Here is a 14,593-nt window from a genome sequence, read left to right on the forward strand (position 1 = left end):
GCGTCCGTCGTTGGCTGTCGCATCTCGCTGCGAGATGCGACTCCCGGCTCGCCGTGGATCCCGCTGGATGCTGGAGGCCCTCGTCTGGCACGACCTCGGCGGCTCGGTTCCGCGCGTACCCGGCTATCCGTGGTCGGCGTTGGCCGGGGTGCGGAGGATGAGGTCCGGGAGGGCTGCGACGGAGGGGAGGACGTGGGTGGCGCCGGCAGCCAGGAGGCGGTCGTGGTCGTGGGCGCCGGTGAGGACGCCGGCGACGACGGACGCCCCGGAGCGGCGGCCGCAGAGCATGTCGCCCGCCGTGTCACCGCAGACGGCGATGTGGCGGACGTCGTCCACGCCGAGGCGCAGGGCCGCGGTCAGGACGAGGTCGGGCCACGGCCGGCCGCGCGGGACGTCCTCGGGGCAGAGGGTCAGGTCGGCGCGGTCCCACCAGCCGAGGGCGTCGAGGACGCGGGCCTGCGTGCCGCGGCCGAAGCCGGTGAGCAGGCACACGCGGACACCGGCGCCGCGCAGCCGTGCGAGAGCGTCGTCGGCGCCGGGTACGGGTGTGAGGCCGCGCCGGTCGATGAGGTCGTGGTAGGACCGCTCGAACGCCAGATGCGCGGCCCGGGCGCGGGGTTCGTCGAAGAGCGAGCGGAAGATGCCGATCTTCGATCCGCCGCGCGCGTCGCGGAAGCGGGCGAGGGCACGGCCGTAGGACGCCGTGCCGGAGACGATCCCCAGGGTGGCGATCGCCTCGGCGAAGGCGCACTCGACGGTGTCGCCGTCCGCGACGGTGGTCCCGGCGAGATCGAGGCAGGCGACGGTGATCGGCTCTGCTTCGTTCACGCCGGGGCCTGTCGCCGGCGTGTCAGCTGTCGGACGACGTGGCCTCGGTCCACAGGTCCAGCTCGGCGCGGTCCTGCTGGAGCTTGCGCCAGACGGCGAAGCCACCGAGGGCGACGACGGCGAGGACGAGAAGCTTCTTCACGGTGGGACCCCTTCACCTTCGACTATCAAGTCAGAAACCGGGGACGGCTGATCAGAGTCTGCCTCCCCCAGGCTCTCCGCAGCCTAGCAACCACGGCCGGGCGATCAGCACCGAAGGGCCCCTCCCCGGACGAGACATTCGAAAAAGCCTCGCATTTCATGCTCTCGTCGGAACGCCGGAACGGCCGCATAATCCGGGTGGAGACCTTCGGGAGTGCGGATGGCAGAAGACGACTTCCGGCGCTGGGAGCGCGAACTGGAGCCGGACGTGCCCGACGAGCGTCCGTCCGGGGGCCGCGGTCTGGTGCTGGTCGCGGGGCTGACCGCCACGGCGTGCGCGGCCGTGATCGCGTGGGGCGACGTACCGCTCGGCACCGCCGGGCTGGTGCTCTCGTCGATCATTCTTCTGCTGTGGCGCATCGGAATGTGATCCGCCATCATCGCGGGATGGATCTGCGCGGAGCGAACGTCCTGCTGACCGGCGCGACCGGCGGGATCGGCCAGGCGCTGGCGAGGGCCCTCGCCGGTCGCGGCGCCCGGCTGGTGCTGACGGGCCGCCGGGCCGACGTCCTGGAACCGCTGGCCGAGCGGCTGGGCGGCCGCGCCATCGTCGCCGACCTCGCGGACCGGGCGGCGGCCGAGAGCCTCCTGGACGAGGCGGGCCGGGTGGACGTGCTGGTCGCGAACGCGGCGCTGCCGGCGTCCGGGCTGCTCTCCGGGTACTCGATCGGGGAGATCGACCGGGCGCTGGACGTGAACCTGCGTGCGCCGATCGTGATGGCGAAGCTCGCCGCCGCGCAGATGGCCGATCGTGGCCGCGGTCACCTGGTCTTCGTTTCGTCGCTGGCCGGCAAGACGGCGTCGGGGCACGCGTCCCTCTACAACGCGACGAAGTTCGGTATGCGGGGGTTCGCCCTGGCGTTGCGCGAGGATCTGCGCCCGCACGGCGTCGGTGTCTCGACGGTCTTCCCCGGCTTCATCCGGGACGCGGGCATGTTCGCCGAAGCGGGCGTGACCCTGCCCAAGGGGATCGGGACGCGGTCGCCCCGGGACGTGGCGCGCGCGACCGTCCGGGCCGTCGAGCGCGACATCGCGGAGATCGACGTGGCGCCGCTCGGGCTGAGGATCGGCGCGCGGATCGGCGGGGTCGCGCCCGTCCTGTCGGCGGCCGTGCAGCGGCGCGCGGGCGGGCACCGGATCTCGCAGGGCCTCGCGGACGGGCAGCGCGGCAAGCGGTAGCGACAAATCTGGATCTTCCAGCCATAATCCGGACGGGCCCGCTTGATCAGCGGGACGAGCCGGCGCAGCGGCCGGGCCCTATCCCGCCTGCCGCGCGCCCCCGCGCGAGGAGGGTCTGCGCCATGCGGACGGGCAGGAAAATCGTGATCGGGGCGGCGGCCGCGGCCGTCCTGTCGCTGGTGTCGGTGCCCGCGCGGGCGGCGGAACCCGCTGACGCGACCGTGGTGCCTGTGCAGGTCACCGGCGATCCCGCGAAGCGCTTCAATCTCGTGGTGCTGGGTGACGGCTACACGGCGGCGGACATGCCGAAGTTCCGCGCGCACCTCGCCAAGCACCTCAACGACCTGTGGACGATCGAGCCGTTCAAGTCGTATCGCAGCTACATCAACGTGTACGCGGTGGAAATCCCGTCCGGCGAGTCCGGCGTGAGCTGTGACCCGGCGCTGTCGTCACCGCGACGCACGACGCCCTTGAGCATGGCCTTCTGGAGCGGCTGTAGACAGGACGGCATTCAGCGCCTTCTCGTCATGAACTCTGCGGCCGCCAAGACGTATGCGGATCTCGTCCAAGGCACGACTGTAGGAAACCGTCAGATCCTCGCGCTCGCGAACAGCGACACCTATGGCGGTGCAGGGGGCGCCTACGCGACGGCGTCCGGTGGGAACGCCATGTCGGCTCTCATCGCACCGCACGAACTCGGCCACTCGCTAGGTGGGCTGGACGACGAGTACGACTACTACCAGCGAGGCGTCCCTGGTGGGACGTACACCGGCCCTGAGCCCGCCTCCATCCATCACACGCTTCTGACCGAGGAGGAGATGAAGGCACAGAAGCAGAAGTGGTGGCGGTGGCTCGGGGAACGGAGCGAGGCCGGGGGCACCATCGGGCGGTACGAAGGTGGCCTCTACTCAGGTAAGGGCGTGTGGAGGCCGAGCCAGCACTCGATGATGAAAACGCTCGGCTACTACTACGACCAGGTCGCGCGTGAACGGATGACCCAGCGGATCTCAGGCAAGGTCAACCTCGTCCAGGCGAACACGCCCACGGACGCACCGGTGGGCGACGACCGTGTGCTGTGGGTCGAAACGATGCATCCGACCGGCCATCCTCTGTCCGTTGCATGGACGGTCGACGGGAAGACCGTCGGGCACGGCGCGAACCTCGACCTGGCCAGGCAGCACCTGAGGAAGGGCACGCACACGGTCAAGGCCACTGTCACCGATCCCACCGGCTTCGTCCGGGACCCGGCAATCCGGTCGTCCGCCGCGCTCACGCAGGTGCGCACATGGACGGTCGACACCGGCGTGAGCACTCCGCCTGAGAACGTGCCTGTCGACTTCAGTTCGTCCACGCCCACGGAGACGCCGGTAGGAAGCGATTCCCTCGTCTACGTGGAGACCACCCACCCGGTGCAGAGCACGCCCAAGGTGAAATGGGTACTGGACGGGCGCCCCGTACGGGGCGGCGACCGAGACATCGATCTCGGACGGTTCCGCTTGGCGAAGGGCACGCACACGCTGGTCGCTCGGGTCGGCTCCAACACCCGCACATGGACGATCGACGCGCAGGCGCCGGTCGTCGCGTACGAGCTGTCCAAGGCGGCGCAGAGCCAGGTTCGTCCTGGACGGACGCCCGAGTACGTCTTCGACGGTCCCTTCACCATGCGGCTCACCGGCGCGGACGACCGTCCAGGCGTGGTCGTCTCCGAGTTCCGCGTGGACGGCGACGGTTGGTTCAACTACTTCGGCTGGCCGACCGACTCGTCCTCTCCCTGGCTGTTCACCGAGAACGGCACGGTCATCGACAGCCTCACCTACGGCAAGCTCGGTAAGGGCCGCCACACCATCGAGTACCGCGCGATCGACCCCGCGGGGAACGTCGGCAAGGCGGGCAAGTTCATCGCCACCCTCCGCTGAGCCCCGGCACCTGGCACCGGCCCTGCCCCTCCTCGCACCGGTCCCGGACCGCTGTGACTCGGGGGGCAGGGCCGTGGGGTCAGCGTTCGGGCGCGGGTTCCGGCGTGGGCTTCGTGGCCGGTTCGGGTGCGGCGGTGCTGTCGTCAGGCGGGGGCACCGGTGCGGCCGCGGGGGAGCGGCGCGCGGTGGCGAGAACGGAGCCGCCGAGGATCAGCACGAACGACGCGATGATCGTCCCGCTGAGCGGCTCCCCCAGGAACACGACGCCGGCCGCGACCGCCACGGCCGGGTTCACGTACGTGAACACCATGCCCCGGGACGTGCCGACCTCCCGGATGAGCTCGAAGAAGACGATGAACGCCAGCGCCGTGCAGACCAGGCCGAGGGCGACGAGCGCGGCGAGGACCCGCCCGTCGGGCATGGCGCTCGGCCAGGTGGCGATCGCCGGGCCGGTGTAGACGAGGGCGGCGATGGCCAGCGAGAACGCGGCCATGTGCAGGCTCGGAAGGTCCTGGAGCCGCCGGGTGGCGATCATCGGGGCGATCGCGTACCCGACCGCGACCAGCATGACCTCGCCGATCGCCCACGCGCTGCCGCCGCCGAGGTGCGGTCCGGCGAGCACCCCGACGCCGGCCAGGCCGACCAGCAGGCCCGCCCACCGGAGGGGCCCGAGCCGCTCGGCGTCCCCGGTGAGCCGGGCGAGCACCACGCCGATGATCGGGACGGCGGCGATGAGCAGGCCCGTCATGGAGCTGGTCAGCCGGTTCTCGGCGTCCGACAGCAGCGCCCACGGCCCGAGGATCTCCACCGCGGTGAACAGCAGGAGCGGGCGCCAGTGGCGGCGGACCACGTCCAGCCGCCCGGCCCTGAGCGCCAGCGGCAGCAGGACGAGCACGCCCAGCGCGGTGCGCGCGAACACCACCATGGGGACCGAGACGCTCTCGACCGCCACCTTGATCAACAGATAGGGGATGCCCCACAGCACGCTCATCAGCGCGAACAGCATCCAGCCGCGGCGACTCAACCCGACCTCCGTTCTCGACCGCCCGCCCGGGCCGCCTCCGCCCCGGGACCTGCGCGGAGCGGGCGCGTTCGCGATCGGCCCTGGCACCCGGGTCCGACCCGGGGCGGACGTTCAGAATCGGGGTCGGCGAGATGTGCTGTCTTGAACGCTGTTGCGGTAAACGCCCGGGGTGACGCCCAGCACGCGGCGGAACCAGCGGGTGAGGTGCGCCTGGTCGGCGAACCCGACGAGCGTCGCCGCCTCGGCCGGACGGTGGCCCGCGTCCAGCAGCGCCCGGGCGCGGGCCACCCGGTGCTGGGCGAGCCACGCGTACGGCGGCATGCCCATCGCGTCCCGGAAGGCGCGCAGGAGCTGGTAGCGCGACAGCCCCAGGTCGGCGGCGACCTCGGCGAGCGTCGGCGGGGCGGTCAGCTCGTCGGACAGGCGGGTCGCGACCGTCCGCGCGATGCTTCCGGCTTCGGCCCTGCGGTGGGCCGGGACCGCCTTCGGGCCGGACGCCGCATGCCGCCGGACGAGCGTGCCCAGCACGCCGAGCAGCCGCGACTCGCCCTCAAGCGGGTCGGCGCCGAGCCTCAGGGCATGGTGGGCGAGGCGGAGCGCCTCGCCGAGACCCCGGTCGTCGATGATCGGGTGCGCGAAGTGCGGTGATGCCGGCGCCGGGCCGGCCTCCGCGGTCGTCGCCGCGCCCAGCAGTTCGGCGGCGGGGTAGAGGCACAGGTACGCGAAACCCTCCGGCCGCGCCGGACCGCCGGTGTGCGCCTCGCCCGGCTCGACCACGACGACGCTGCCGGCCGCCGAGTAGATCCTCTCGCCCCGGTAGAGCATCGTCTCCGTGCCGTCGACGGTGACGCCGATGGCGTACTCGTCGTGGGTGTGCGGCGCGTAGTGCCGGCGGCCGATGCGGGCCGTCAGCAGATCGAGCGGCGCGCCCTGGATGCCGCCCACCCGCGTCCACAGCGTCCGGTCGCCTCCCCGGGCGTCGAGCAGGCTCGCGCCGCCCGGCCGCCGGTCAGGCCGAGAAGACGTGCCGGAGCCGCCAGCGGTCCTCGTCACGACCGAGCTCCACGACGGCCACGCCCTCCGCGCCGGTGACCCGGAACCGGTAGACCCTGCCCTCCTGGGCCGATCCGTAGGTCTTCAGCACCGCGTCGACCGCGTAGCGCGTCCCCCGCCACTCGTACGCGGTGAGCCGCCCCGCCGGGTCGTGCTCGGCTCGGACCGGCTCGTTCAGCAACTGCCCCATGCGGGGAGAGTAGCACGCGTTCGAACAAATGTTCGCAGGTCGGAGCGGCCCTCCCGCCCGGGCCGGCACCGCCTCCGGGCGAATCGGAGCGCGAAAACCACCGTGCCGCCGGGCGTGGCGAGCCGCTCGCCTCCACGGCGCCGAGCCGAGAAACACGGGTCATGACCAGACCAACGGAAAACACCCCGCGACCTCATCCCGATCACACCTGCCGACCTCGCGGGCACCGCCCCGCCCATCTGGCGATCCCCACCTCGCCGGCTCCCGCGCCCCAGGCATCAACCCTCGACCGCCACGATTCCGCGGCCAGTTCCTTCGAGTGACGACACACCCCCTGCCCTCCTGCGCCTTGCCCACCCCAGCGGACAGAGGTGACCGCGCGCCCCGCCCCACCCCGGTGCCCGCTTCGAGTCTGGCTTCTACGTATTCGTCGCGGGGTGGTCACGAAATGGCCACACGTCAGGGATCGCCTGTGGAACGGTATTGATCAGCCGGCGCTCGGAGCCGGTCGCCCGGGGTCACCCCGGGCCGGTAACTGAAACACCGTGAGGTGAGACATGTCTCCGGACCAGATCGTCACCGCTCTGACCTTCGTGGTCGTTCTGGGTTCGATGCTCGTTGCGCACGCTGTCGGCGACCACTGGGTCCAGACCGATGTCCAGGATCGAGACAAGGGTCTGCACGGCGACCAGATGTGGAAGGGGCGCCTGGCATGCCTGCGGCATGTGGCGTCCTACACCGTCTGCACGTCACTGGTCGTCGCCATGATGTGGGCGATCCTCGGCCTGCGGATCTCGCTGTTCAGCTTCATCCTCGGGCAGCTGATATCGGCGGTCACCCACTACTGGGCCGACCGTAGGGACCCCCTGCAGCGGCTGGCCGAGTTCATCGACAAGCTCAAGGGCCTCGAGGGCGAGGCCGTGGGCGCCTTCTACCGGCTCGGCGCCCCGCGCGCCGGCAAGGACGACAACACCGTGCTGGGGACGGGGCGGTACGCCCTCGACCAGGCATGGCACTGGTGGTGGATCTTCATCGCCTCCGTCGTGACGGCCGTCGCGGCGTAGGGACCCATCACCCAGGCGGGGCCGTCTTCCGGCATCGCCTCGAGCACCGGCCCTCGTACCCACAGGTACGGGGGCTGTTCGTTCCCTTCGGGCGCGGGGAGGCTCGGCGAGTGCCCCTGGGGGCCGTTATCCACAGGCTGTTGGTAACCGTCGCACACATCTTCCACCTCGTCGCAGCAGGGCGTTCCGGGGTCGCGTCCACAGGTGGATCCCCAGAACAGCCGGGCTTTCCACGGTCCGGACGGCTCGTCCGCCGCCGTCCTCCTCATCATGACCGAGGTCGCTCGTCCGTCCACAGAATCCACAACCTGTGGATAACTATCGTGCACAACCTGGGTACGGCCCCGCGGCTCCGCGTCCACATTCTTCCCCAGCTCGCCCCCAACCCGCGTGCTCACTTGTCCACGTCGTGGAAAAGCCGCTGACCAGCAGGAAAACCCACTCTGCGCGGGCGTTCTCCACACCCCGTTCACACCCTGTGGGCGAATCCCTTCCACAACCTCACAGGACCGGTGGACAGAGTTGCCCACAGTAATCCCCAACCGTGTCCCCAACCCGGCAGTCCACCGGGACACCGCGAGGCGGAACATCGACTCGCCTCCGCACCGGCCGCCGGCCCGGCGATCGATGCGAGGCGATCGACATCGAGTGGCCCTCACCTGCGGGCTTCACCCCCGCGTGGGTCCGGTCAGCGCGTGTCTCCGGAGGGCGGAGTCCGACCGTCGACAGGGATGGCGGCTTCGAGATCGGCCAGGCGGCCGAGGTCGTCGCCCGACCGCGACGAGGCGGGCAGGTCGATCACGCGGGCCTCGGCCGTGAGGGTGCGGACGAGAGGCCATTCCTCCAGGTGGGCGGCGGCGTCGGCGCGCAGGACCAGGGCTGTGAGGCGCTCGGACGGGGACAACGCCTCGTCGGACCGCAACAGCCGATCGAGGATCCGGGCAGCGGCGCGATGGTCCCCCTTCGACTCGCCGAGGAGCGCGGCCATGTGGAAGGCCCGGGCCACCGTCTCCTCCGGGATGGGCGCGTGCCGCGTGTCCTCCGAGATGGCCTGGCCGATGCGGAGCTGGAGCCCGTCCGGGTCGCTGAGCAGGAACTGCCGGACCCCGTAGGACATGTCCCGCAACGCGCTCAGTCGAGGCAACCCCCGGGTCGGGACCCGGCCGAGGGCCTCGCGGAGCCCGCCGCGAAACGCCTCGTACAGGGCGTCGACCTTCGTCGTGGTGATGTAGCACATGTTCATGGACGCGGCCGGGTCGTGCTTCTTCCAGCCGAAGAACTGCAGTTCGACGTCGCCGCGCCGGACCGCGAGGTACGGATTGGGGCGCGTCTGCCAGGTGGTCTGCTCGAAACCGAGCGCGCTGTAGAAGTCCCAGGTCAGCTCTATCGACCTGCACGGAAAGATCGGAATCGCCTTCTCGCCCATGGTCGGAGCCTAGGAAGGCCGTCGGCGTTAGTCAAGTTTGACTACAGCCGATCATGCGGGCGCGCCGTTCCCTGTGCGCGGGCCGCGAAGGTGGAGGATGATGTTCGCCATCGCGATCACCAGTGCCGCGATCGCCGCCACTCCCGGAACCATCTACGCGGTCCGCGTGACCAGGGCGGAGAACTCGCGGAGATCGGTTCAACCGCCCGGCGGGCACCACACGGCAAGTGAAGTGGTCCCCATCGCCAGAGTTTTCCACAGGTTGTGGAAAGGGAGGCATCCGTGGACTTCAACGAGCACACTGCGACGCGGGCCGTCCAGGACAGTTTCCGCGGCACTTCCGACCCTCGACTCCGCGAACTGCTGGACGCGCTCACCCGCCACCTGCACGCATTCGTCGGTGAGGTCCGGCCGTCGATCCGCGAATGGGAGCAGGCGATCGGGTTCCTTACTGCCGTCGGCCAGACCTGCACCAACACGCGGCAGGAGTTCGTCCTGCTGTCGGACGTCCTGGGCGTGTCCATGCTGGTGGAGACCCTGAACGAACAGGAGGGCGGCACGGAGAGCACCGTCCTCGGCCCGTTCCACATGGTCGAGTCGCCCCCGCGCGCGCTCGGCGACAGCATCGATCTGATCGGTGAGGCGCCGCCGTGCCTTGTGGCCGGTCGTGTCCTCAGCAGCGACGGAACGCCCCTGTCCGACGCCGAGGTGGACGTCTGGCAGTGCAACGAGAAGGGGTTCTACGACGTCCAGCAGCCGGGGGTCCAACCGGCCGGCAACGGGCGCGGCCTTTTCCACACCGACTCCGAAGGGCGGTTCCGGTTCCGGACCGTCCTCCCCAGCCATTACCCGATCCCGACGGACGGGCCGGTCGGACGGTTCCTGCGGGCCACCGGCCGCCACCCCTACCGGCCGGCGCACATCCATTTCATCGTCCGGGCAGACGGCCACACCCCGCTGACCACTCACGTCTTCGTGGCAGGAAGCCCCTACCTGGACTCCGACGCTGTCTTCGCGGTCAAGCAAAGCCTCATCGTCGATTTCACCGAGTCGACCGACGCTGAGACGGCCGCGCGGAACGGTGTCCGAACGCCCTTCCGCCACGCCGAGTTCGACTTGGTCCTGAGCAGAGAGCTCGGTTGACCCGCCCCGCGCTCTGGCTCCCCTCCGCGCCACAGGCCGGCGCCAGCAGCGCCACTCCCGCAGGGCAATGTGGCAGGGTTCGAAGTGAACACCGCCCTCATCGGCATCACCGACCTCTCAGTTATCCACAACCTGTGGAGAACTGCCCCTCTTATCTGGATAACCGGCTCCGGGTCGCATAGGCCGAAGCGCGATCTCAATGCACCGAAAGCCAAGGAGCCCAGGCAGCCGCCACGTTTCCACACCGGGCATGGCGCAACGAGTGGGCGCCCGACTCCCAAAGCGGGTCGGCGCCCATGGCTCCCCAGTGCTATCGGCCATTGAGAAGCCCGCCTGACGCGCCGCCCGCTTACGTCAAGCAGAACCCACGGTTTGTCTTGTCCAGGTCCAAGAGCGCCTCGCTCATGGTTTGCAGTGGACCACGCATTGGGGACTCTCCCGGACATCCCGACATATCGCGCGGGTGATCGGCACGCCGGGAACCGCCGCACACAGCGACCACGCACCCCTCCTGCGCCCGGCAGCGGGCGGGAGACACGACCGGGGGAAACATGAGCGACCTGATCGCCGTCGCCTACGACGACCTGCCTCGCGCCGAGCAGGCGCGCGAGAAGCTCGTCCAGCTGCACAAGGAGCACATCATCGAGCTCGCGGACGTCGTCATCGTCGAGCGCAGGCAGGACGGCAAGATCAAGCTTCACCAGGCCCGCAACCTCGTCGCGGGCGGCGCCCTCGGCGGCGCCGCGTGGGGCGGCTTGATCGGGCTCATCTTCTTCATGCCGCTGCTCGGCATGGCCATCGGCGGAGCCACCGGCGCGGCCATGGGCTCCGCGAGCGACATGGGCATCGACGACGACTTCATGCGCAACCTCGGCGAGCAGCTGCCGCCCGGCGCCGCGGCCGTGTTCGTCCTGGTCGACAAGCGCAATCCCGAGAAGGCCGTCCCGGAGATGGCGCCGCTGGGCGGCAGGCTCATCCAGACCTCGCTGTCCCCCGAGCAGGAGGAGCACCTGCGGGAGGCCGTCAAGGCCGCTCGCGCGCCCCAGCCCGCCTGAGAGCCCGGCTCCGGCGGCGCGGCACGCCGCTCACCGGAACGCGCCAGGGCACGCCGATGATCCAGAGGCCGGTTTCGAGACCCTCGAAACCGGCCTCTGTCCTGCCGATCCTGAAGGGCGCTGAGCCTGCCATGTGGAGCAGTCTCTTCGGCTCCTCCAGCCTCGACATCGAGCACGAGCCTGCCCGCCCGCGGCGACGGCCAGGTTCCTGAAATTCAGCACCGTCCCGATGTCGAGAACGTCCCGCCGGCTCCGTCCCAGGTGCACCAGCGGCCATGACGGGCCGCGCGACGAAGGAGGACCACCATGGCGGTTCAGCGGATGGACAACGTCGGGATCGTCGTCGACGACCTGGATGCCGCGGTCGCGTTCTTCGTCGAACTCGGCATGGTGCAAGAAATGAAGGCGCAGATCGAGGGCCTTTGGGCGGACCGCACCGTCGGACTCGACGGCGTCCGGAGCGACATCGCGATGATGCGGACCCCGGACGGCGACGGCAGGCTGGAACTGGTGAAGTACCACGCTCCCGCGACGGTCGGCGCGGAGCCGGAGAACCCGCCGCCCAACACGCTGGGCCTGCACCGCGTCATGTTCACCGTCGACGACATCGTGGACACCGTCGGCCGCCTGCGCGCCCACGGCGCCGAACTCCTCGGCGAGGTGGCGCGGTACGAGGACAGCCACCTGCTCTGCTACCTCCGCGGCCCCGACGGCATCATCGTCGCGCTGGCCGAGCAGCTCGGCTGACGGCCGCCCGATCCCCCGCGATAGGGACAGCGCGGAAGCTCCGAAATTCGCTGAGAAATCTCTGGGCGGCATGTCGAGAACGAGCGCGCGGCTCCGTCCCAGGCACTGAACACGGCCACAATGGGCCCGAATCACATCAAGGAGAACACGATGGCCAAGTACCTGCTGCTCAAGCACTACCGGGGCGCGCCGGCACCGGCCAACGACGTGCCGATGGAGCAGTGGACGCCGGACGAGCTCACGGCCCACGTGCAGTACATGCAGGACTTCATCACCCGGCTCGAAGGAACCGGCGAGTTCGTCGACTCCCAGGGGCTCTCCCAGGAGGGGTCGTTCGTCCGCTACGGCGGCGAGGGCCGGCCGCCGGTCACCGACGGTCCGTTCGCGGAGACCAAGGACCTGATCGCCGGCTGGATCACGATCGACGTCGAGAGCCGTGAGCGGGCGTTCGAGCTGGCCGGTGAACTGTCCGCGGCGCCGGGCGCGGGCGGGAAGCCGATCTACGAATGGCTCGAGGTGCGCCCCTTCCTGAGCGAGCCGCCCACGGTGACCGAGTGAACGAGCCGCTGCTGCGGGAGCTGGTGCCCGCGGTGATCGGTGTCCTCGTCCGCCGCGGAGCCGACTTCGCGGCGGCCGAGGACGCCGTGCAGGACGCCTTGGTCGAGGCCGTGCGCGTCTGGCCGGACGACACGCCGCAGGATCCCAAGGGCTGGCTGGTGACCGTCGCCTGGCGCAAGTTCCTCGACGCCGCCCGCGCCGACACCTCCCGGCGGCACCGCGAGGTGCGCGTCGAGACCGAGCCCGCGCCGAGCCCGGGCGAGGCCGCGGACGACACGCTCCAGCTGTACTTCCTGTGCGCGCATCCGTCCCTGACACCGGCCTCGGCTGTCGCGCTCACGCTCCGCGCGGTCGGCGGCCTGACCACGCGCCAGATCGCGCAGGCCTACCTCGTGCCGGAAGCCACCATGGCCCAGCGGATCAGCAGGGCCAAGCGGACCGTCTCGGACGTCCGGTTCAACCGGCACGGTGACGTCGCCACCGTGCTGCGCGTGCTCTACCTGGTCTTCAACGAGGGCTACTCCGGCGACGTCGACCTGGCCGCCGAGGCGATCCGGCTCACCCGCCAGCTCGCCGCCAGGATCGACCACGAGGAGGTGCAGGGCCTGCTCGCGCTCATGCTGCTGCACCACGCACGGCGCGCGGCGCGGACCGGCCCCGACGGCAGGCTCGTCCCTCTCGCCGAGCAGGACCGCGGCCTGTGGGACACCCGCCTGATCGCCGAGGGCGTCGACGTGCTCCAGGCGGCCCTCGTCCGCGATCGCCTGGGCGAGTTCCAGGCCCAGGCCGCCGTCGCCGCGCTCCACGCCGACGCCCAGACGGCAGCCGAGACCGACTGGGTCCAGATCGTCGAGTGGTACGACGAGCTGGTGCGCCTCACGGACAACCCCGTGGCCCGCCTCAACCGGGCCGTCGCGGTCGGCGAGGCCGACGGCCCACGGGCCGGCCTGGCCGCCCTGGCGGAGCTCGACCCGTCCCTGCCCCGCTACAGCGCCGCAGCGGCGTACCTGCACGAACGTGACGGCGACCCGGTCACCGCGGCACGGCTCTACGCCCAAGCCGCCCGATCAGCACCCAACATCCCCGAACGCGACCACCTCACGCGCCAGGCCGCACGGCTCAACGAGCAACTGCGCACCTGATCGTCGGACGCCATGCTCACGGCTCCCGACTCGCGCGCTTCCTGGGGATCACCAGGCCCCGAAGCTGAAAGGGCGAGCGGATCCGCACTAGCCTCGTCGCGTGAGTGACGACGTCCAGCAGATTCAACCGCTCGACTCCGGGATAGCCGAAGAGTGGATACGGAAGACAGATGAGCCGGACCTTCGCGCGGTCTCGGCCTCCAAGCTTCGAGTAGGACCGCTGTGGCATGTCAGCGCCTGGGTGATGGAGTTCGTCCGCACGGACCCTCTCGAATCCGAGTTGCGCCGCCGCATCGCAGACGCGCTCAGCGCCGTCGACGGCGTCTCCAGTGTGGAAGAGGAAGACCGGGAAGTGTGGACGGTGACCGGCACTCCGACAGGCACGGCGCTCGTCGAGGCGGTAGCCCGGGTAGTGGACGACATGGCCGAAGCCGTCACCGTCGCTGTCAGCGGCTGAGAACCGGGGCCTGCCGATCGATCTCACGGCAGAGAACAGTGATCATGTCGTCAAAGACGTCCGCGCCGTGCTTCTGGATGAGAACGCCGTAGAGGTCCTTGCGGCTGGCCTCTCTGACCATCCAACTCAGAGTGGCGTGATGAACCCGGCGACCGGCGGCCAACTCGTCGTAAGCGTCGCGCGTGACCCTCATCAGCTCCGGAAAGGCCGCAGACTCCGCCAGAATCATGCGAGTCGCGTCGGTGAGATTCATGCGAGGAGTCTAGGTCAGCCGCCCCGCCGAACATGTGCCCTCACCAAGTGATCGCGAGCTGGCTCCTGGTCATCTGGGCCCACGACCGCGCGATGAACTGAACGCTACGCAGCAGCCCGACCGCTCCACTGAGGAATAGCCGGTGGACGGCGCCCAGCGCCCCGACAGGCAACGCGTGCGCGGGTCTGTGGTTGTGGACGACCGGCCCTAAAGCTGCCACGTGCCCAAGAACCGCAACCGGCAGGGGGCGTGGGGGCGAAGCCCCCACATCGGGGGTCCGGGGGTCGCCCCCCGGGCAGAAACGACGAAGGAGTGGCGGGGAAGAAGCCCGAAAGGCTTCGACCACACCACTCCCAA

17 protein-coding genes are annotated in these 14,593 nt (G+C 70.3%); 10 read left to right on the plus strand and 7 right to left on the minus strand.

The window, feature by feature from the left end; all coding sequences use genetic code 11:
• Positions 1-123: 123 nt before the first annotated feature.
• Complete coding sequence (locus ABWI04_RS10175; protein ID WP_345182839.1) at positions 124-828, minus strand: HAD-IA family hydrolase; 705 nt, start codon at positions 826-828, stop codon at positions 124-126.
• Positions 829-850: 22 nt separating this feature from the next.
• Positions 851-970: a DLW-39 family protein gene (locus tag ABWI04_RS10180; protein WP_345182838.1), complete on the minus strand. Its 120-nt coding sequence runs from the start codon at positions 968-970 to the stop codon at positions 851-853.
• A 219-nt stretch (positions 971-1,189) separates the two neighbouring features.
• Here ABWI04_RS10180 and ABWI04_RS10185 point away from each other — a divergent pair, with 219 nt between their 5' ends.
• The 3 genes from ABWI04_RS10185 (at position 1,190) to ABWI04_RS10195 (ending at position 4,124) form a co-directional block, all read left to right on the plus strand.
• Positions 1,190-1,399: a hypothetical protein gene (locus ABWI04_RS10185; RefSeq protein ID WP_345182837.1), complete on the plus strand. Its 210-nt coding sequence runs from the start codon at positions 1,190-1,192 to the stop codon at positions 1,397-1,399.
• Between the two features lie 17 nt (positions 1,400-1,416).
• On the plus strand, positions 1,417-2,208 hold the full coding sequence (locus ABWI04_RS10190; protein ID WP_345182836.1) for an SDR family NAD(P)-dependent oxidoreductase: 792 nt from the start codon (positions 1,417-1,419) through the stop codon (positions 2,206-2,208).
• A gap of 122 nt (positions 2,209-2,330) precedes the next feature.
• Positions 2,331-4,124 (plus strand): M64 family metallopeptidase, encoded by a 1,794-nt coding sequence (locus ABWI04_RS10195; protein ID WP_345182835.1) that lies wholly within the window; start codon positions 2,331-2,333, stop codon positions 4,122-4,124.
• Positions 4,125-4,203: 79 nt separating this feature from the next.
• Here ABWI04_RS10195 and ABWI04_RS10200 read toward each other — a convergent pair whose 3' ends face one another.
• From ABWI04_RS10200 to ABWI04_RS10210, 3 genes are all read right to left on the minus strand, one after another.
• On the minus strand, positions 4,204-5,148 hold the full coding sequence (locus tag ABWI04_RS10200; RefSeq protein WP_345182833.1) for a DMT family transporter: 945 nt from the start codon (positions 5,146-5,148) through the stop codon (positions 4,204-4,206).
• A gap of 111 nt (positions 5,149-5,259) precedes the next feature.
• Positions 5,260-6,201 (minus strand): AraC family transcriptional regulator, encoded by a 942-nt coding sequence (locus ABWI04_RS10205; RefSeq protein WP_353832192.1) that lies wholly within the window; start codon positions 6,199-6,201, stop codon positions 5,260-5,262.
• Complete coding sequence (locus ABWI04_RS10210) at positions 6,158-6,391, minus strand: hypothetical protein (RefSeq protein WP_185029805.1); 234 nt, start codon at positions 6,389-6,391, stop codon at positions 6,158-6,160. Before ABWI04_RS10210 ends, ABWI04_RS10205 begins: the two co-directional genes overlap by 44 nt.
• A gap of 557 nt (positions 6,392-6,948) precedes the next feature.
• Here ABWI04_RS10210 and ABWI04_RS10215 point away from each other — a divergent pair.
• Positions 6,949-7,455, plus strand: a complete 507-nt coding sequence (locus ABWI04_RS10215) for a transcriptional regulator (protein WP_353832193.1) — start codon at positions 6,949-6,951, stop codon at positions 7,453-7,455.
• A gap of 688 nt (positions 7,456-8,143) precedes the next feature.
• Here ABWI04_RS10215 and ABWI04_RS10220 read toward each other — a convergent pair.
• Complete coding sequence (locus ABWI04_RS10220; RefSeq protein ID WP_353832194.1) at positions 8,144-8,881, minus strand: bleomycin resistance protein; 738 nt, start codon at positions 8,879-8,881, stop codon at positions 8,144-8,146.
• Positions 8,882-9,163: 282 nt separating this feature from the next.
• On the opposite strand from ABWI04_RS10220, the gene ABWI04_RS10225 reads away from it, so the two are divergent.
• The 6 genes from ABWI04_RS10225 (at position 9,164) to ABWI04_RS10250 (ending at position 13,983) form a co-directional block, all read left to right on the plus strand.
• Positions 9,164-10,024, plus strand: coding sequence for a dioxygenase family protein (locus tag ABWI04_RS10225; RefSeq protein ID WP_353832196.1), 861 nt, complete (start codon positions 9,164-9,166; stop codon positions 10,022-10,024).
• Between the two features lie 551 nt (positions 10,025-10,575).
• Complete coding sequence (locus ABWI04_RS10230; protein WP_353832197.1) at positions 10,576-11,079, plus strand: DUF1269 domain-containing protein; 504 nt, start codon at positions 10,576-10,578, stop codon at positions 11,077-11,079.
• A gap of 321 nt (positions 11,080-11,400) precedes the next feature.
• Entirely contained in the window at positions 11,401-11,826 is a 426-nt protein-coding gene (locus ABWI04_RS10235; protein ID WP_353832209.1) for a VOC family protein, read from the plus strand.
• Positions 11,827-11,976: 150 nt separating this feature from the next.
• Positions 11,977-12,384 (plus strand): YciI family protein, encoded by a 408-nt coding sequence (locus tag ABWI04_RS10240; protein WP_345182826.1) that lies wholly within the window; start codon positions 11,977-11,979, stop codon positions 12,382-12,384.
• Positions 12,381-13,526 carry an RNA polymerase sigma factor gene (locus ABWI04_RS10245; protein WP_353832198.1) on the plus strand — a complete coding sequence of 382 codons (1,146 nt, stop codon included), beginning with the start codon at positions 12,381-12,383 and terminating at the stop codon, positions 13,524-13,526. Before ABWI04_RS10240 ends, ABWI04_RS10245 begins: the two co-directional genes overlap by 4 nt.
• 100 nt (positions 13,527-13,626) lie before the next feature.
• Positions 13,627-13,983 carry a hypothetical protein gene (locus tag ABWI04_RS10250; protein ID WP_353832199.1) on the plus strand — a complete coding sequence of 119 codons (357 nt, stop codon included), beginning with the start codon at positions 13,627-13,629 and terminating at the stop codon, positions 13,981-13,983.
• Here the strand turns inward: ABWI04_RS10250 and ABWI04_RS10255 are convergent.
• Positions 13,973-14,236 carry a hypothetical protein gene (locus ABWI04_RS10255; RefSeq protein WP_353832200.1) on the minus strand — a complete coding sequence of 88 codons (264 nt, stop codon included), beginning with the start codon at positions 14,234-14,236 and terminating at the stop codon, positions 13,973-13,975. The two genes, ABWI04_RS10250 and ABWI04_RS10255, sit on opposite strands and share 11 nt — an antisense overlap.
• Positions 14,237-14,593: the final 357 nt, after the last annotated feature.

Source organism: Actinomadura sp. NPDC000929, assembly GCF_040492065.1.
Classification (GTDB): Bacteria; Actinomycetota; Actinomycetes; order Streptosporangiales; family Streptosporangiaceae; genus Spirillospora; species Spirillospora verrucosospora.